The following is a 17,840-nucleotide window of genomic DNA, read 5'->3' on the forward strand; positions in this document are numbered from 1 at the left end:
CAATTGGCGCGATACTGAGCCTCTGGATCGGCACTGACCAACGAATTATCCTAAGACACCCTTTAGCAGGACTAAACGCTATGACTCGCCCCCTTCACGGCCAGACTTATGTCTGGTTGCATGTGTTTTCCTGCGCGGCACGGCATTTGTCGTTCACCCGTTGCGCCGAAGAACTGCACATCACGCCGGGGGCGGTGAGCCAGCAGATTCGCCAGTTGGAGGAGCGCCTGGGGTTTCGGCTGTTTCATCGGCGGGCGCGGGGCGTAGAGCTGAGCGCCGAGGGGCAGCGCCTGTCGGCGGTAGTGGGGGAGGCGTATGGCAGCATTGATGCGGAGTTGCAGCGCCTGGACGCGGGGATGATCAGCGGCACTTTGCGCCTGCGTTCGATCCCGTCGTTTCTCGGCAAGTGGCTGACCCCGCGCCTGCCACGCTTGCAGCAGCGTTTTCCAGACATCCAGCTACGCATGGTGGCCGAAGACAGCAGCATCGCCCTGCACGAAGGTGATTTTGACCTGGCCATTGACCTGAACGACGGCAGCTACCCCGGCCTGTTATCCACAGCCCTGTTGGACGAGCAGATATTCCCGGTGTGCGCGCCCAGCCTGTTGCGTGGCCGGCCGCCGCTGCATGGCCCGGCTGACCTTGCGCATTTTCCGCTATTGCACGACATCACTGCCTGGCGTGGGAGTTATGAATATGCCGAGTGGGAGTTCTACCTGAATGCCATTGGCTACCACGGCGCGGACGTGCGGCGCGGGCATACCTTCAACCGCAACCACCTGACCATCGAAGCCGCCATCGCCGGCATGGGCGTGGCCATTGCGCGGCGCACCTTGCTCAATGATGAATTGGAGCGCGGCACCTTGATCGTACCGTTCGGCCTGGCCGTACCCAACCATAAACGCTACGTGCTGCTGTATGCGCCGGGTGCGTTGAACCATCCGGGCGTGCGTGCGGTGCATGATTGGCTGGTGGAAGAAGCAGGGGTTTTTCGCGGATTGCACCCCTTGGGAGAGGGGCAATTGTGAGGTTGGTTGGGCGTAAGAAGATGTAACCAACTCCCCACCCTAACAGCGTTTTTGTCCGGCGTCAGGGTTAATTTGTAATGTGGGATTTATCTTTGCAAAGGGGTTGAATTGTTTCAGCGGGTGCTCAATTGTGTAATCAGGAGGTCATGGTTTCACCACCCCGGTGTTGCAGTTTGTGACCTCTGGCGAGCTAGCTGAAATAAGGGAAGAACTATGCAAATCCAAGTCAATAGCGATAACCATATTGAAAGCAGCATCCGACTGGAGGAGTGGGTACGTACTACCATTGAGAGCACGCTCGAACGTTACGAAGAAGACCTGACCCGCGTGGAGGTCTACCTGCGGGATGAGAACGGCGACAAGCCCGGTCCCCATGATTTGAGTTGCCGCCTGGAAGCCCGGCCAAAGGGCCATCAACCAGTTTCCGTGTGCCATAAAGCCGATACGCTGGAACAAGCGATCGATGGCGCCGCCACCAAACTGGACCATGCGTTGGAACACCTGTTTGGCAAACTGCAAGGCAAGCCCCGCGCTGCCGCGAAAAACCAGCCAATCAACAAAGTGAATGAGGACGCACTCGAAGAGGAATTCCTGGAAAACGAAAACGCTGTAATTAACGGCTGACCGTTTTTTAACACCCCACTGAAAACGGGCCTGCACATGCAGGCCCGTTTTCGTTCAGCTACGGAGCCTGAAGAAATACCGGCTCAGTACTGCCAACCCGCACGCTCCCAAACCCGCGAACAGCATGGCCCAACCGGCGCCGCTGCGCAGTGCCGCCTGTGCATCGGGGGCAGTCAGCCCCGGCGCGTTCAACTTTCCTGCGGCAATATGTTGACTAAGGGTTGCCCACTCCAATGCTGTGCTGTCAGGCAGCACATTGGCCAGGTGATGGCTGATACCCAGCAACAGCACCAAGCCCATCAACGCGATGTTGAGTGCCAGGGTGATCAGCCGTGCGCTGAAGTCGATACCCGAGGCCATGCCCGCACGGTCGGCGGAAACGGCGCCGGTGGTGGTGTTGGTAGTGGGCGAGTTGGTCAGCGCCAGCCCAGTGCCGGCGATCACGCAACTGAGCAGCACCAGTGCAGTGCCGGGCTGTGCGGCGGTATTGACGACGGCCATGGCCAGGAACCCCGCGCCCATCGCCCCCAGCCCCACGGGGATGATGCGCTCGGCGCCGTAGCGCAGGGCCAGGCGCTCGGCCAGCGGTGGCACCAGCAAAGTGGGCAAGGTGTAGGCGAGCAGGGCGCCGCCGGTGGTCAGGGTGTCGTAGCCCAGGCCCGCCTGGAAATACAACGGCAGGTAGATCATGAACGGCCAGAAGCTGAAGTTCATGCCGATCGAGCCCATCAATGCACCGTTGAAGCGCTGGATACGGAACACCGAGAAGTCGAACATCGGCTGGGCGCTGCGGCGCTCAATTAGGATAAACAGCAGCAGCGCCACCACTGACAGGCCGGCCCATCCCAGCATCGCCGGGGTGCCAAAGCCGTTGTCGCTGCCCTGGGTGATGAAATAGACCAGTGCGAACACCGCCAGCGTCAAGGTCAGCATACCGGCGATGTCGAGGCGATGGCTGGCCGGGTCACGAGATTCCTGCACGCTGACATGCAGTAGCGCCAAGGTGAACAGGGTCAGCGGCACATGCGCCAGGAACACCCAACGCCAGTCCGCCACGGCCAGGATCAATGCGCCCACCATCGGCCCGAACCCCAGGCCCACGCCGGCGATCACGCCCCATATCGCAAACGCCCGCGCTCGCGCCGCCGGTTCGCGGAACTGATGGGACAAGATGGCGAATTGGCAAATCATCATCGCCCCGGCGCCGATACCCTGGACAAACCGCGCCACGATTAGCGTGGAAGCGCTGTCGGCCAACCCACAGGCCAACGATGCCAGCCCGAACAGCCACAGGCACAACACCAGCATGCGCCGCCTGCCGAAGCGATCCGCCAATGTACCCGCTGCCATCAACACGCTGGTACACGCCAGGGTGTAGGCATTCATGATCCATTGGGCGTCCTGGAAGCCGGTGCCCAGTTGTTGCTCGAGCGTCGGCAGGATGACCGGCACGCTGGAGATTTCCAGGCCGAACATCAGGGCCACGAGGCAGACGGCGGTGAGGGCCAGGCCATTTCTGGTGGTGCGCGGCGGGCTGAGGGCCGATACAGCGGCGGCGGGTGGCATGGCAGGTTCCTTTCAAATAGGTGAGAACACTATTCTCTCGGGAAGCTGGTTCTTTATTCGTGATAAGTTTTCCGCTGATAAGGGAATCGAAGGCGACAATTGACTCATGGCTACCCCGCGTTTTGATGGCGTCGAACTGTTTTTGCAAATCGTCGAGAGCGGCAACCTGACTGAAGCTGCCGAGCGACTGAACCTCACGCGCTCTGCTGTCGGTAAAGGCTTGGCGCGCCTGGAGGCGCGGCTTGGTACTTGCTTGTTGCAGCGCTCTACGCGGCGTCAACGGTTGACCGAGGATGGGCAGGCGTACTACGAGCATTGCTTGCGCGCGCTGGCCGAACTGGAAGCCGCCGAATCGGTGCTGGAAAGTGGCCGGCAGCAGCCACGTGGACGGCTGCGAGCCAGCGTGCCGTTGGCCTTTGGTCACCACTATGCGGCCCCGGCGTTGTGGGGCTTGATGGATCGTTACCCTGAGCTGGAAATCGAGATTTGCTTCTCCGACCGCATGATCGATCTGGCGCAGGATGGCTTCGATATGGCCGTGCGGATCGGCCCGTTGCCGGATACCGACCGCCTGAGTGCACGCCGCCTGGGGCAGCAGGTCATGGGGTTGGCGGCGTCACCGGCGTATGTGCAGCGCAGGGGGAGCATTGAAAGTATCGAAGACTTGGCCGCTCATCGCGGCATTGCGTACCGCAGCAATACCACCGCGCATCGCTCGCGCCTGGCCTCGCCCTTGGTGTTGGATGACCTCCAAGCGGTAGCGGACGCCGCCATCGCGGGCGTGGGCCTGGCCTGGTTGCCGAGTTGGCTGATTGCCCACTATGCGTTGCGGGGGCAACTGCAGGCGGTATTACCCAGCTATCGCGAGCAGCCGGCGCCGATCCATGTCATCTGGCCGACGGCGGCGCATATGCCGGCCAAGACGCGTTGTGCCATCGATGCGCTGGTGGCCACCACGCCCAGTTGCCTGGCGGGTAGCTGAAGCCACTGGGGACCAATGTGGGAGGGGGCTTGCTCCCGACGGCGGTGTATCAGTGGCAAATTTACCGACTGACACACCGCCATCGGGAGCAAGCCCCCTCCCACAGTTGGTCCTGTGTTGTTCTGCAGATTTCAATCAGAACGCGATAGACGTCTGCACATACAACGTGCGCGGCTCACCCACATACTTGCCCTTGTTGTTGTCGTCGAACGAGCGGGTGTAGTACTGCTTGTTGAAGATGTTCTTCACCCCCACCGCCACATTCAAGTCCGACAATTGCGGGCCAAAGTCATACGCCGCACGGCTGCTGAACAGCATGTAGCCGGGGATCCGCCCATTGGCACCGTCGGCGCTCTCGGCCTGGGTGTTGGCGTTGTCGGCAAACTGGCTGCTCTGGTAGCTGCTGTCCAGGTTGAGCTTCCATGGGCCTTCGGTGTAACCCACGCCGAGGGTGCCTTTGTGCTTGGACGAGAAGGGCACACGGTTGCCTTTGTTCGAGCCGTCTTCGCGGATGGTCGCGTCGACATAGGCGTAGGTGGCGTACACATCGAAACCGGCCAGCGCCGGGCTCAGGCCGTCGAGGGCATAGTTGATGCTCGACTCGATGCCCTGGTGGCGCGTTTCACCACGGGCAATCACCGTGTCGTTGGTCTGGTTGCTGTCGTACTGGTTGTCGAAGTTGATCAGGAACGCGCCGATCTCCGCACGCAGGGTGCCGTTGTCATAGCGTGTGCCGAGCTCCCAGGTGCGGGCTTTTTCCGGCTTCACTTCGCCGCTGTTCACGCGGTTGGGCATCTGGCTGTACTGCACGCTGCCGAACGAGCCTTCGGTGTTGGCGTAGAGGTTCCAGTCGTCGGTGAGGTGGTAGAGCACGTTCAGTGCGGGCAGTGCGGTGTTGTAGTCGCCCTTGTATTTGACGTTGCTCAGGTTGTTGGTCTGCTGGGACTCGATCATCTCGTAGCGGATGCCCGGGGTGATGGTCCACTTGCCGATATCAATGCGGTCGTCGATGAAGAACGCGTTGGCTTCGGTGCCGCCGCGCGTGTCGCGGTCGTTGCGGCTGTTGGTGGTCGGGATTTGCTGGTTGGCGGCAATCGGCGTGCGGTAGCGCAATTCGTGGCCGGCTTCATTGATGTAGCGGTAGCCGACGCCCACTTCATGGCTGGTCGGGCCGAGGTCGAAGCCCTGGGCGAAGCGGGTTTCCAGGCCGCGTACCCAATATTCGCGGGGCGATAGCGACAGGAAGCTGCCCTGGTCCAGGTAGCCGCTGCGCAGGGTTTTGGTAAAGAAACTGTTGACCGTGAATTCGCGGCGGTCCTGCTCGTAGCGATAGCCGACGTTGAACATCGTACGGCGGCCCCAGAATTTATCGTAGGGCCGGGTGGACTGGTACGGGTCGGCCTTGTAGTCCTTGACGTTCAAACCGCCGGGCATATCGGCTTGGCCTTCGTAGTACTGCGCCATGGCGTTGAAGCTATTGGCGTCGTCCAGCTGGTATTTGCCCTTGAGGATCAGGTCGTCGATGCGCGTGTTGCTGTTTTCGCGCCAGTCGCCGCCGCGGGTGCCGGAGTACAGGATCGCGCCGCCCAGGCCATTGTCGCCAGTGCCGCCGGCCAGCAGGTTGCCGGTGGTCTTGAAACCGTCGTGGCTGGAAGACGGGCTGGTCTCGGTCTGCAAGCCGCCCTTGACCGTGGGCGTATCCGGGATGGCGCGGGTGACGAAGTTGACGATGCCGCCGACGTTTTGCGGGCCGTAACGCACCGCGCCGCCGCCGCGTACCACGTCCACCGCGTCCATATTGCCCATGCTGATCGGCGCAAACGACAACTGCGGCTGGCCGTAGGGCGCGAAGGGCACCGGAATGCCATCCATCAACACCGTGGAGCGCGACGCCAGGCGTGGGTTGAGCCCGCGAATGCCGAAGTTCAGCGCCATGTCGTGGCTGCCGGTGCCGTTGTTTTCCGGGGCGTTGACGCCGGGGATGCGGTTGAGCACGTCGCGGGCCTGGGTGGCGCCCTGGCGCTCAAACTCCTCACGGCGGATGACGTCACGGGCGCCGGGGTGTTCGAACACATTGGTTTGCGCCGCGTCACCGAGCCAGTCGCCGACCACGTTGGAGGTCTGCAATTCCAGAGTGGTGGGAGCACCAGCCGGTTGCAGGCTGAAGGCATTGTCGCCCTCGGCTCGGGCTTGCAGGCCGGTGCCTTCCAGCAGTTTCTGCAGCCCGTCGGCAGCGCTGTAATTGCCCGACAACCCACGGCTTTGCAGACCGGCGGTCACTTCAGAACCGAAGGACACCAGCACACCGGCTTCGCGACCAAATTGATTCAGGGCCGCTTCCAGGGTAGTCGGCGCGATGTGGTAAGCCTTGGCGTCAGCCGCCATCGCAGGGGGCAGCACGGTCAGGCTGAGGCTGGCGCCCAGTAGGAGTTGGCGCAAGGTGCGGGCAAGAAGCGTCGGTTGCTGGGGCATGAAGGCGGTCCTGAGAAGGAAGGATCAAGGTGGCTTTCCTTCTCTGTCACGCGAGGTACGGAAAACGGCTCACACACAGAAAAAATAAATTCAGGCACGCGCCTGCACGGTCACCCAATAGCGCGTAAAGCGCCGCACTTTCACCGGCAGGCTGACCTCCAGCAGGTCGAGGATGCGTTCGCTGTCATCCAGCGGGTAGCTGCCGGACAGCAGCAGGTTCGCCACTTGCGGGTCGCAGTTGAGCTGGCCGCGGCGATAACGCCCCAATTCGCTGAGGAAGTCTTCCAGGCGCATATGCGCGGCCACCAGCATGCCGTCGGCCCAGGCGCCGCTGTTGGCGTCGGTTGGGCGTGGGGTGTCCCAGCCTTTGCGGGTGAAATTGACCTGGCGTGCGGCCTCGACGCTCAGCGGCAGGCCACTGTAGCTGTTGGGCATCACCTCGACCTGGCCGGCCAGCACCGCCAGTTGGGTGTGGTCGTTGAACTGGCGCACATTCAGGCGCGCTGCCTGGCTGCTGATCAGGCCCTGGCCGGTCAGCACGCGCAAGGGCGTATTACCTGCACGGGTGGTCAGCAGAATTTCGCCTTCGAGCAGGCGGATCAACCGTTGCTGGCCGTCGAAATGCACATCCACCGCGCTGCCCGTGTTGAGTTTCAGCTGGCTGCCATCGGCCAGTTGTACGGTGCGACGCTGGCCCACCGGGCTGCGATAGTCGGCGCTCAACGGCGGCAAGATATGTTGCTGGCGCAGGCTCCAGGCCGCCGCCGTACCGGCACCGAGGATCAACAGCAGCTTCAGCGCCTGGCGTCGGCTGTTGGAGGTCGGTGCATTCAACGCCGCATGGGCCAGCGGCGAGGGCATGCCGCGCAGGCGTTGGTTGACCCGTTGGATCTGCTCCCAGGCGCGCTGGTGTTCGCTGTGGGCGTCCAGCCATTGTTGCCAGGCTGCTTGTCGGCGTGGGTTGAGCGTGCCTTGCTGCATTTCCAGCAGCCAGTGCACGGCCTGCTCGGCGACTTGGCTGGAGACGTTCATAGGGCGAAATAGCAGCGCATGGCCGCTTTAGTCAGGTGGCGTTTGACCGTGGCGATGGAGATACCCAGTTCCGCGCTGATCTGCGCGTAGGTCAGGCCATCGAGTTGTGCCAGCAGGAACGCGCGTTTAACCAGTGTGGGCAAGCCGTCGAGCAGTTGGTCCAGCTCCAGCAGGGTTTGCAGGATGATTGCGCGGTCTTCTTCCGACGGTGCCACATGTTCGGGCATTTGCGCCAAGGCATCGAGGTAGGCGCGCTCCAGGTCCTGGCGGCGATAGAAGTTGAACAGCACGCGCTTGGCCACGGTGGTGAGGAAGGCGCGGGGCTCGATCAGCGTCGGGGTTTCCCGCGCGCTGAGCACCCGGATAAAGGTGTCCTGCGCCAGGTCGGCGGCGTTTTCCGGGCAGCCGAGCTTGCGTCGCAACCAGCCGGTGAGCCAGTGGTGATGGTCGTTGTACAGAACTTCGACAGTGTTGGACGGCTGCAACGCGATCACTCCATAAGCATCGGCATGCTTTAGAGAACAAGAATTGTTCGCATTGTAGGGCGCAGGACAAGGTTCGGCAATCCGCCCGCGCAGGTGATTCATCCGTTCTCTTTTGCTTATGAGAATATTTATCATTAATATTGCGCGCTGATTAACTTGGCGCCTGCCGCATGAAAAGCAAAACCTCATTGCCCGTTCCCTATCGCCTCGCCGTCACCTCGCGTGTGCTGGCGGCCGTTGTCGGCGGCTACTTGATGGCGTCCCTGGCCGCCATCTGCCTGGCCCTCTGGCTGCCCACCTCCCGCGCCGATGCGGTGGTCACCGGCATGATGAGTTCGTTTGTGTTCTACCTGCTGGCGGTACTCTGGTGCTTCGCCTGCCGTACGGCGTGGCGTGCCTGGGCAGGGGTGATGGTGCCGAGTGCGCTGTTCGCCACCCTGGCCGGTGTAGGTTTCTGGATGGTGCGCACATGAAAGAGGGCTTTCGCCAGGCCATGGCCTGGCTGCACACCTGGGCCGGTTTGATCTTCGGCTGGCTGCTGTTCGCGATTTTCCTGACCGGCACCCTGGCCTATTTCAAAGACGAAATAACCCATTGGATGCAGCCCGAAGTGCAGGCCCATCCCCTGGATGACGGGCGCAGCCTCGCCGTGGCGCAAAGCTATCTGCAACAGCAGGCGCCCACTGCTGCACGCTGGTTCATTACCTTGCCGACCAGCCGCGACCCCGGCTTGTCGGTGATGTGGCAAGACAAGGTCGAGCCCGGCAAACGTGGCAACTTCATCCAGAAAGTCCTCGATCCTGTCACCGGCCAGCCCGTGCAGGCCCGTGAAAGCAAGGGCGGCGAGTTCTTCTATCGTTTCCACTTCCAGTTGCAAATGCCCTACCCGTGGGGTCGCTGGCTGTCGACCATCGCGGCCATGGTGATGTTTGTCGCGCTGATCACCGGCATCATCACCCACAAGAAAATCTTCAAGGACTTCTTCACCTTCCGTCCGCGCAAAGGCCAGCGCTCCTGGCTGGACGGGCACAACGCGGTGGGTGTGCTGGTGCTGCCGTTTCACCTGATGATCACCTACAGCAGCCTGGTGATTTTCATGAACATGGTCATGCCCGCGCCGATCATGGCGTCCTACGGCGATGACAGCCGGGCGTTCTTCAATGAGTTGTTCCCCAGCACCAATAACGCGGCGGCCCTCGGCCAACCGGGGCAGTTACTGCCGTTAATGCCGATGTACCAACAGGCACGGGAGCAGTGGGCGGGCGGCCATGTGGGGCGCGTGGCGGTCAACAACCCCAGCGATGTCAACGCCTCGGTCAATGTGTTTCGCGCCGGCTCCGATAGCGTAGTGCATGCCTCAGGCAGCACCTTGTCGTTCAACGGCACCACCGGCGAGCTGTTGCACGCCAGTGGGGAGTCGTCTTTGCCTGCGGTGATCGGTGGCAGTTTCTACGGTTTGCACATGGGCCATTTCGCCGGACCGGTGCTGCGTTGGCTGTACTTTATCTGCGGCCTGGCGGGCACGGCGATGATTGGCACCGGGCTGGTGATCTGGCTCGGCAAGCGCCAGCTCAAGCACGCCAAGAGCGGCGTGATGCCCTTTGAGCTGCGCCTGGTGGAAGTGCTGAATATCGCCAGCATGTCCGGCTTGATGATCGCGATCGCCGCGTTCTTCTGGGCCAACCGGCTGTTGCCGGTGAGCTTCGCCGAACGCTCCGACTGGGAAGTGCAGGCGTTCTTTATCGCCTGGGGCCTGAGTGTGATCCACGCCATGCTGCGTCGCGGTCGCCAGGGCTGGGTCGAACAACTGAGCATCGGCGCGTTGCTGTTTGCGGCGATCCCGCTGCTTAACGCCCTCACCACCTCGCAGCACTTGGGTGTTTCCCTTATGAACGGCGACTGGGCCATGGCCGGCTTCGACCTGACCTGCCTGGCCAGCGGCGTGTTCCTCGCCTGGGCGGCCTGGAAGATGCACCATCGCGCCGCACCGCAACCCAAGGCCGAACGTGCGCGTGGGTTGACGCTCAAGCAGGAGGCCAACTGATGCTCCTCGCGCTGCTGATGTGCTACGCCGGGTTTACCGCACTGTGCCTGTCCACCGATCGTCACCACGGCGAGCTGCTGCACAGTAAACCCTCGCCCGCTCGGCGCCTGGGGCTGCGGCTGGGCGGTTGGTTGCTGCTGATTGTCTCGATCTGGCCAGCGGTGCTTGCCGCAGGCTGGAGCCAGGGCCTGGTGGAGTGGTGTGCGGTATTGATGCTCAGCGCCTTGGTGCTGGTGTTGCTGTTGCCGTATCGGCCGAGGCTGGCCTTGACCCTGGCGGGCGTCGGCTTGCTGGCCAGCCCTGTTGCGGCGTTCGCCCTGTCCTGAGGCTGCCATGATGATCAGCACTCCGCCGGAACCCCAGGACAATCCGCACACCGATGCGGCCGGTGGGCGTGCGCATTTCCTGCAGGTGTTCTTGTCCCAGCGTTCGCAAATGGAGGCGCTGGTCAGCCGCCGTGTCGGTTGCCGCGCCACCGCGGCCGACCTGGTGCAGGATTTGTTCCTGCGCTTCTGGCGTCGCCCCTTGGTTCAGGTTGAAGAACTCAGCACCTACCTGCTGCGCTGCGCCGGCAATATCGCCATCGACCACCTGCGCAGCGAAGGTGCGCGGGCCCGCAGCAGTGAAGGCTGGTTGCCCGAACAGCCAGATCACCAGGGTTGCGAACCGCAGGCGGCGCTGGAAGCGGGTAACGACCTGCGCCATGTGGAGGCTGCCTTGCGCAGTTTGCCCGAGCGCACCCGCCAGATTTTCCTGCTTAACCGTATCCACGGGCGCAAGTACGCAGAAATTGCCAAGGCCATGGGGCTGTCCCAAAGTGCCGTGGAAAAACATATGATGCGCGCCCTCGAAGCCTGCAAGGCCAGCCTTCGTGAACCATCGCCGCCACGCACGCCAGGGAAAGCACCGTGAACGTTATGCCCACGCCCGCCCAGGAGCAGGCCGCCCTCGATTGGCTGAGCCTGCTGCATGACCAGCCCAGCAGCGGCGACCAGGCCACGTTCAGCCGCTGGCTGCGCGCCGACCCCGCGCATGTCGAGGCCTACGCCCAGGCCCAGGTGCTGTGGGAGCTGAGCGAAGTGCCCGCCCGCAAGCTGGCCGATGAGGATGCGCTGGCCTTGCAGGCCTACCTCAATAAAATGAACATCGCCAAGCGCTCCCGTGCAGTGCGCTGGTCCGGCGCCTTGGCCATGGCCGCCTGCCTGCTGGTGATGGTGTCGATGGGCGCCGGTTGGCAGCCGTCGCGCTGGGTCGATGAACTGGGTGCCGATTACGTGACGGCGCCGGGGGAGGTGAAGACCTTCACCCTGGCCGATCACTCCAGGGTCACCCTCGACGCCGACAGTGCCATCGCTGTGGATTACAGCCATGGCGAACGGCATATCCAAATGCGGCGTGGTGCGGGCTTTTTCAGCGTGACCCACACCGGCCAGTCCTTCGTGGTGCAGGCGCGTGGCGGTGAAGCGCGGGTACTGGGCACGCAGTTTGAGGTTCGCCTGCAACCGGCCGGGGCCGAGGTCACCGTGTTGTCCGGCCGGGTAGGGGTGACGCCATCGAAGCAAGGCCAGCAGCAGGTTCTGACAGCGGGCCAGCAAGTGGCCTACGCCGATGGTGTCGCCGATGCCCTGCACGCTGTCGACGGCGAATCCCGCCTGGCCTGGCGCGATGGCTGGCTCAACTACTACAAGGCGCCGCTGGCCGATGTAGTCGAGGATTTGCGTCGTTATTACCCTGGCCGAATTCTTCTGCTCAATGACGAAATGGGCGCCAAGCGCGTCAGCGGCAGTTTCCCGAGCAAAGACCCGGTGGCGGCCTTGAACGCCTTGCAAGCAGTGCTGGGCTTTGAACAGCACAGGCTGCTGGGGCGCGTCATCGTGTTGCGCTAGGCGCAGAACCGTTCACCGAACCTTCATCGCAATCACCAAAACCTGTCACCAAACGGTTACACGTGCCGTGGATCATCCCTGGGTTCCTGAGCAAGTGGTCAGGAAGAGCACCTCTGCCCCATACAACACAACAATGTCAGTAAGGGATCTACACGTGAACTACAACACTCTTTATGCCCTGCTTCTGGCATCGGGCCTGGGCGGCTTTGCGCCGCTGGTGATGGCTGATGACACACAGGACGTGGGTTCGGTAAACGTTGCCGGCAAGCAAACCCTGGGCAACGGCCACATGATTCGCGAAGAAAGTGCCAAGGCGCGCTCGACGGTGACCAAGGAAGCCATGGACGAAATGTCGGCCACCGCCAACGCCATCGACAAGCTCAAATACACCCCGGGCATCAACGTTTCCAGCGACGACGCCAGCGGTACCAGCGGCACCAACTTCACCATGCGTGGCATGAGTTCGGACCAGGTCGGTGTTTCGGTGGACGGCGTACCGATCAACGATTCAGGCAACTACAGCGTGTACTCCAACCAGTTGGGTGACCCGGAAAACCTCGCCGAGGTATTCGCCACCCAGGGTTCCTCCGAGGCCGACGGCCCGCACATCGGCTCCAGCGGCGGCAATATCGGCATGATCACCATCCGGCCGACCAAGGACGCCGGGGTGTTCGCCAAGCAGATCGTCGGCGCCAATGCCCTGCGCAAAACGTTCGTGCGGGCGAACACCGGTGATTTTGGTGGCCTGAAAACCTGGGTCTCGGCGTCACACCTGGAAGGGGACAAGTGGCGCGGCAAGGGCACCCTACGCAGCGATAAAATCGAGTGGAGCAGCCTGTTTGAAGGTGACAACGGCAACTCCACACTGGCCACGGTGAAGTACAACAAACAGGAAAACTACAACTACAACAGCCTGAGCAAGTCGCAGTTCGACAATGAGGGACGGCGCAAGGACTACGCCGAAAGCCCGGTGTATAAGGCCGGCTTGTTGTCTGCCTCCTACAAACTCAACCGCAACCCATTCGAAAGCGTCAACGCCACGCTGACCCAGCGCTGGCAGCTTCAGGACAATTTGTCGCTGACTGTCACGCCGTACTACTACTGGTCCAATGGTGGCAGCTTCAGCGGCCAGACCGCCTCCAGCCTGGGGCCGAAGTCCGACAAGGCCGGCAACTACGACCTGAGTAACTTGCAATCGGCCAACTACTATCGCCCGTCATGGACCGAGACCTGGCGTCCCGGTGTCACGGCCAAAATGAAGTGGGACATCAACGAAGAGCACAGCCTGGACTATGGCTACTGGTATGAACGCGCACGCCAGCGCCAGACTCAGCCATTTATCGGGATCAACGGCGAAGGCGCGCCGGATGATGTGTGGGGCGACTACAACAGCGGCGGCCAGGTGGTCGACAAGAACGGTGCGACCGTACAAGGCCGCCACTACTACACCGTCACCCCGTCGCAGAAACTCTGGGTACAGGACAGCTGGCAAGCCACGCCAGACCTGAGTTTTGTCGGTGGCGTGGCCTACCAATACGTCGAGCGTGACGGCAACAACCTCGGCAGCCTTTACGACAAATCGGAAAAACGTAACACCCGCTATCATCAGTTTTTGCCCAGCTTCAGCGCCAAGTACCAGGTCGATGAGAGCAACCAGGCGTTCTACAACGTCACCCGCAACATGCGTACGCCACCCAACTATGTGCTGTACAACAAGGGCGACTCCGTCAGCCTCAAGTCCGAGTTGAGCTGGAACCAGGAACTGGGCTGGCGCTACACCGAAGACGACATGGCGTTGAGCGCAACCCTGTTCTACATCAGCTTCAAGGATCGCCAAGTGTCGACCACCGACGCCGCCGGTGACTACATGGTGCTCAACGTCGGCAGCGTCGCTAACAAGGGCCTTGAGCTGGAGTGGAGTGGCCTGTTGCCGCATAACTTCAACTACTACGCGTCTTATACCTACACCAAGTCCGAGCAGAAGGACGATTTGCTCAGCAAGAATGTGCTGCTTCCGACCTCGGGCAACCAATTGGCCAATGTGCCGGAAAACATGTTCAACCTGGTGTTCGGGTATGACGACTCGCGGTTCTACGGCAACATTGCGGGCAAGTACGTCGGCAGCTTCTACGGCGATTTGACCAACAAGGAAAAAATCGAAGGCCGCACGGTGTTTGACCTCAACGCCGGTATCTATTTGCCGGTGGACAAGAAAGTCATCAAGTCGGCCACCCTGCGCTTGTCGATGCTCAACGTTTTCGACAAGGAATACCTCAGCTCGGCGCGCACCGTGGCGTTCAACTCGGCCCCGGTCAATGGCCTGGCGCCAAGCACGGCGTATTACAACGTGGGGGAGGAGCGCACGGCGATGGTGTCTCTGGAAGCCAACTTCTAAGACCACCACACAACCAAATGTGGGAGGGGGCTTGCTCCCGATAGCAGTGTGTCAGTCAGCCCTTCTGTTGCTGACACACCGCAATCGGGAGCAAGCCCCCTCCCACATTTGATCCACGGTGTTTCAGGAACTAGGTTATTTCAGGGCCGCCATGATCGCATCCGGGTTGTAGTCGCGAATCAACGTGCCATTGACGTCCACAAACGGAATCCCACCGCCGCCCAACGCCTCATACGCCTTGCGCGCCTGGGCGTCTTTCTCGATATCCAGCGCCTGGTAAGGAATACCCTTCTGGTCCAGAAAACGCCGGATCTGTTTGCAGTACCCACACCACTCGGTGGCATAGAGCACCACGCGTGCCGAGGCGCGTACCTGCTCCGACACCACCTGGGACGGGTTGAACAGCCGTTCGACCTTGCCCCAGTTCTGAATCACTACCACCACCAGCAACACCAGCAGGACTTTCTTGAACACCCCGCCCAGCATCAGTTACGGCGCTTTAGCTGGTCGGTCAGTTGGGTCGGCAGGCCCTTGATGATCAAGGTGCCGGCGGCTTCGTCGTACTCGATCTTGTCGCCCAGCAGGTGCGCTTCAAAGCTGATCGACAAGCCCTCGGCGCGCCCGGTGAAGCGGCGGAACTGGTTGAGGGTGCGTTTGTCCGCCGGGATTTCCGGTGACAGGCCATAGTCCTTGTTGCGGATATGGTCGTAGAAGGCTTTTGGCCGATCTTCATCGATCAAGCCGGAGAGTTCTTCCAGGCCCATCGGTTCACCGAGCTTGGCCTGGCTGCTGGCGTAGTCCACCAGGGTCTTGGTTTTTTCGCGGGCGGATTCGTCAGGCAGGTCTTCGCTTTCAACGAAGTCACTGAAGGCCTTGAGCAGCGTGCGGGTTTCGCCGGGGCCGTCGACGCCTTCCTGGCAGCCGATGAAGTCGCGGAAGTACTCCGAGACCTTCTTGCCGTTCTTGCCTTTGATAAAGGAGATGTATTGCTTGGACTGCTTGTTGTTCTGCCATTCGGAGACGTTGATGCGCGCCGCCAGGTGCAACTGGCCCAGGTCCAGGTGACGCGACGGCGTCACGTCCAGCTCATCGGTCACCGCCACGCCTTCACTGTGGTGCAGCAGGGCGATGGCCAGGTAGTCGGTCATGCCTTGCTGGTAGTGGGCAAACAGCACGTGGCCGCCGGTGGAAAGGTTGGATTCTTCCATCAGCTTTTGCAGGTGCTCCACGGCGATACGACTGAAGCTGGTGAAATCCTGGCCACCGTCAAAGTATTCTTTCAACCAGCCGCTGAACGGGTGCGCGCCGGACTCGGCATGGAAGAAACCCCAGGCCTTGCCTTGTTTGGCGTTGTAGCTCTCGTTGAGGTCGGCAAGCATGTTCTCGATGGCGGCTGACTCGGCAAGCTCGGAGTCGCGGGCATGGAGAACTGCGGGTGTGCCGTCGGGTTTTTTGTCGATCAGGTGGACGATGCAATGACGGATCGGCATAGGCTTCTCGGCTGGTTGAAGGGGGAGCGGTTGGCCTCCCCGAAAAGTCGCCCAGTGTACCGCACCCATTGGTCAAGACGTGCCTTGAAGCGCGTTTTGGCCCCCTCCGACCGGCCATATGCCTTTTTTTCACGGTTTAGAGCGATAAAGCTGACCAAATGGGTATGTTGAGGCGGATATTTCCCCGTCTCTGTGCTAGTTTTGCCCCGTCTTACGCCAAGTCTCGGCGTTAAGCGTGCATTCAGCATTTGTCAGGTCGAACCAATCCCCGTTTCAAGCATCTATAACCCCGATCTCTGTGGTTATGGTCGGGGATGCCAGGCCATGACGGTCGGGCTCGACGGCTGACACTGCACTCTGCAATCCATATGAATTTGATAGGGAAGGAACACCACAATGGCTTTGACTAAAGACCAACTGATCGCTGATATCGCTGAAGCTATCGACGCGCCAAAAACCACCGCGCGTGCTGCTCTGGATCAACTGGGCCAGATCGTTGCTGATCAGCTGGAAAACGGCGGCGAAATCACTCTGCCAGGCATTGGCAAGCTGAAAGTGACCGAGCGTCCTGCCCGTACTGGCCGTAACCCTTCGACTGGCGCTGCCATCGAAATCGCTGCCAAGAAAGTTATCAAGCTGGTTGTGGCTAAAGGCCTGACCGACGCTGTTAACAAGTAAGACGCAGTAAAAAAAACCGTGCTCCGGAGTGATCCGGGCACGGTTTTTTGTTGCCTGCGGTTTTACCCTGATGAAGGGCTAGTCGCGAACCCAGCGCTGGCGCCAGATCTGCTGCTCGTTCTTGGTCTGGAACGTCCAGGCCACAAATCGGCTTTGCTTCTGCCCCTGGGACATCTCCACCACCTGGCTTTCCAGTACGCCGGCTTTTTTCAGCGCGGTCTGGATCACGGGCAGGTTTGACGCTTTTGACACCAGGGTGCTGAACCACAGCACCTTGTGGGCAAAATGCGCGCTCTCGGCAATCAACTGCGTCACAAAGCGCGCTTCACCGCCTTCACACCACAACTCGGCCGATTGGCCACCGAAGTTGAGTACCGGCAACTTGCGTTTCGGATCTGCCTTGCCCAAGGCGCGCCACTTGCGCTCGCTGCCCTTGGTGGCTTCGTCCATGGACGCATGGAACGGCGGGTTGCACATGGTCAGGTCAAAGCGTTCGCCCGGCTCCAGCAAGCCCAGCAGGATCTGCTTGGGGTTGGATTGCTGGCGCAGCTGGATGACCTTGCTCAGGTCGTTGGACTGCACGATCGCCTTGGCGGCGGCCACGGCGATAGGGTCGACTTCCGAGCCCAGGAAGTTCCAGCGGTACTCCATATAGCCAATCAGCGGGTAGACGCAGTTGGCGCCCATGCCGATGTCCAGCACCTTGACGATGGAGCCCCGGGGAATCTTGCCGTCGTTGACGCTGGCCAGCAGGTCGGCGAGGAAATGCACATAGTCGGCACGCCCCGGTACAGGAGGGCACAGGTAATCGGCCGGGATATCCCAATGCTGGACGCCATAGAACGACTTGAGCAACGCCCGGTTGAACACCCGCACCGCGTCCGGGCTGGCAAAATCGATGCTCTCTTTGCCATAGGGATTGATGATCACGAATTGCGCCAGTTCCGGCGTGGTCTTGATCAGCGCCGGGAAGTCGTAGCGGCCTGTGTGGCGGTTGCGCGGATGCAGGGTGGCCTCTTTGCGCGGCACCACGGGCTTGGCCGGGGTAGCGGATTTAGGCTTCTTGCGCGGAGGTTTAGGCGTAGTGGGGGCGGTCATGTTGATTCTGGTGTTGGCTCAAAGTGGCGGCCATTGTCACACATTCCCGAGCACAACTCG

General features: G+C 61.3%; 17 protein-coding genes. 10 read left to right on the forward strand and 7 right to left on the reverse strand.

The features are described from left to right. Positions 1-80: 80 nt before the first annotated feature. Entirely contained in the window at positions 81-1,028 is a 948-nt protein-coding gene (locus FRT59_RS01895; RefSeq protein WP_153870261.1) for a LysR substrate-binding domain-containing protein, read from the forward strand. Positions 1,029-1,241: 213 nt separating this feature from the next. After that, positions 1,242-1,652, forward strand: coding sequence for an HPF/RaiA family ribosome-associated protein (locus tag FRT59_RS01900; RefSeq protein WP_034118258.1), 411 nt, complete (start codon positions 1,242-1,244; stop codon positions 1,650-1,652). A 54-nt stretch (positions 1,653-1,706) separates the two neighbouring features. On the opposite strand, the gene FRT59_RS01905 is transcribed toward FRT59_RS01900, so the two are convergent. Then, the gene (locus FRT59_RS01905) at positions 1,707-3,218 is read right to left on the reverse strand and encodes an MFS transporter (protein ID WP_153870262.1); all 1,512 of its coding nucleotides are present in this window, start codon (positions 3,216-3,218) and stop codon (positions 1,707-1,709) included. Positions 3,219-3,324: 106 nt separating this feature from the next. Between FRT59_RS01905 and FRT59_RS01910 the strand changes: the two genes are divergently transcribed. Next, positions 3,325-4,200, forward strand: a complete 876-nt coding sequence (locus FRT59_RS01910) for a LysR family transcriptional regulator (RefSeq protein WP_153870263.1) — start codon at positions 3,325-3,327, stop codon at positions 4,198-4,200. A gap of 135 nt (positions 4,201-4,335) precedes the next feature. Here the strand turns inward: FRT59_RS01910 and fecA are convergent, their stop codons facing one another. The 3 genes from fecA to FRT59_RS01925 form a co-directional block, all read right to left on the reverse strand. Then, entirely contained in the window at positions 4,336-6,672 is a 2,337-nt protein-coding gene (gene fecA, locus FRT59_RS01915) for a TonB-dependent Fe(3+) dicitrate receptor FecA (protein WP_153870264.1), read from the reverse strand. Positions 6,673-6,762: 90 nt separating this feature from the next. Continuing rightward, the gene (locus tag FRT59_RS01920; protein WP_153870265.1) at positions 6,763-7,704 is read right to left on the reverse strand and encodes a FecR domain-containing protein; all 942 of its coding nucleotides are present in this window, start codon (positions 7,702-7,704) and stop codon (positions 6,763-6,765) included. Further along, a complete protein-coding gene (locus tag FRT59_RS01925) occupies positions 7,701-8,189 on the reverse strand; it encodes a sigma-70 family RNA polymerase sigma factor (RefSeq protein ID WP_034118263.1) in 489 nt (162 codons plus the stop codon). Before FRT59_RS01925 ends, FRT59_RS01920 begins: the two co-directional genes overlap by 4 nt. Before the next feature lie 170 nt (positions 8,190-8,359). On the opposite strand from FRT59_RS01925, the gene FRT59_RS01930 reads away from it, so the two are divergent. From FRT59_RS01930 to FRT59_RS01955, 6 genes are all read left to right on the forward strand, one after another. Then, positions 8,360-8,662, forward strand: coding sequence for a DUF3649 domain-containing protein (locus tag FRT59_RS01930; protein WP_034118264.1), 303 nt, complete (start codon positions 8,360-8,362; stop codon positions 8,660-8,662). Beyond that, positions 8,659-10,233 (forward strand): PepSY-associated TM helix domain-containing protein, encoded by a 1,575-nt coding sequence (locus FRT59_RS01935; protein ID WP_153870266.1) that lies wholly within the window; start codon positions 8,659-8,661, stop codon positions 10,231-10,233. Before FRT59_RS01930 ends, FRT59_RS01935 begins: the two co-directional genes overlap by 4 nt. Then, on the forward strand, positions 10,233-10,559 hold the full coding sequence (locus FRT59_RS01940; RefSeq protein WP_153870267.1) for a DUF3325 domain-containing protein: 327 nt from the start codon (positions 10,233-10,235) through the stop codon (positions 10,557-10,559). Before FRT59_RS01935 ends, FRT59_RS01940 begins: the two co-directional genes overlap by 1 nt. A gap of 7 nt (positions 10,560-10,566) precedes the next feature. Next, the gene (locus tag FRT59_RS01945) at positions 10,567-11,145 is read left to right on the forward strand and encodes an RNA polymerase sigma factor (protein WP_034118267.1); all 579 of its coding nucleotides are present in this window, start codon (positions 10,567-10,569) and stop codon (positions 11,143-11,145) included. Beyond that, on the forward strand, positions 11,142-12,119 hold the full coding sequence (locus FRT59_RS01950; RefSeq protein WP_198809565.1) for a FecR family protein: 978 nt from the start codon (positions 11,142-11,144) through the stop codon (positions 12,117-12,119). Before FRT59_RS01945 ends, FRT59_RS01950 begins: the two co-directional genes overlap by 4 nt. 154 nt (positions 12,120-12,273) lie before the next feature. Next, positions 12,274-14,514, forward strand: coding sequence for a TonB-dependent receptor (locus FRT59_RS01955; protein WP_198809566.1), 2,241 nt, complete (start codon positions 12,274-12,276; stop codon positions 14,512-14,514). Positions 14,515-14,649: 135 nt separating this feature from the next. Here FRT59_RS01955 and FRT59_RS01960 read toward each other — a convergent pair whose 3' ends face one another. Further along, positions 14,650-15,000, reverse strand: coding sequence for a glutaredoxin family protein (locus FRT59_RS01960; RefSeq protein ID WP_034118270.1), 351 nt, complete (start codon positions 14,998-15,000; stop codon positions 14,650-14,652). Next, positions 15,000-16,004 (reverse strand): nucleoid-associated protein YejK, encoded by a 1,005-nt coding sequence (gene yejK / locus FRT59_RS01965; protein WP_034118271.1) that lies wholly within the window; start codon positions 16,002-16,004, stop codon positions 15,000-15,002. The genes FRT59_RS01960 and yejK overlap by 1 nt, the downstream gene beginning before the upstream one ends. A gap of 396 nt (positions 16,005-16,400) precedes the next feature. On the opposite strand from yejK, the gene FRT59_RS01970 reads away from it, so the two are divergent. Next, a complete protein-coding gene (locus tag FRT59_RS01970; RefSeq protein WP_005785131.1) occupies positions 16,401-16,682 on the forward strand; it encodes an HU family DNA-binding protein in 282 nt (93 codons plus the stop codon). Positions 16,683-16,760: 78 nt separating this feature from the next. Here the strand turns inward: FRT59_RS01970 and rlmF are convergent, their stop codons facing one another. After that, on the reverse strand, positions 16,761-17,780 hold the full coding sequence (gene rlmF / locus FRT59_RS01975) for a 23S rRNA (adenine(1618)-N(6))-methyltransferase RlmF (RefSeq protein WP_034118272.1): 1,020 nt from the start codon (positions 17,778-17,780) through the stop codon (positions 16,761-16,763). Positions 17,781-17,840: the final 60 nt, after the last annotated feature.

Origin of the sequence: Pseudomonas haemolytica, assembly GCF_009659625.1 — a bacterium.
Taxonomy (GTDB): domain Bacteria; phylum Pseudomonadota; class Gammaproteobacteria; order Pseudomonadales; family Pseudomonadaceae; genus Aquipseudomonas; species Aquipseudomonas haemolytica.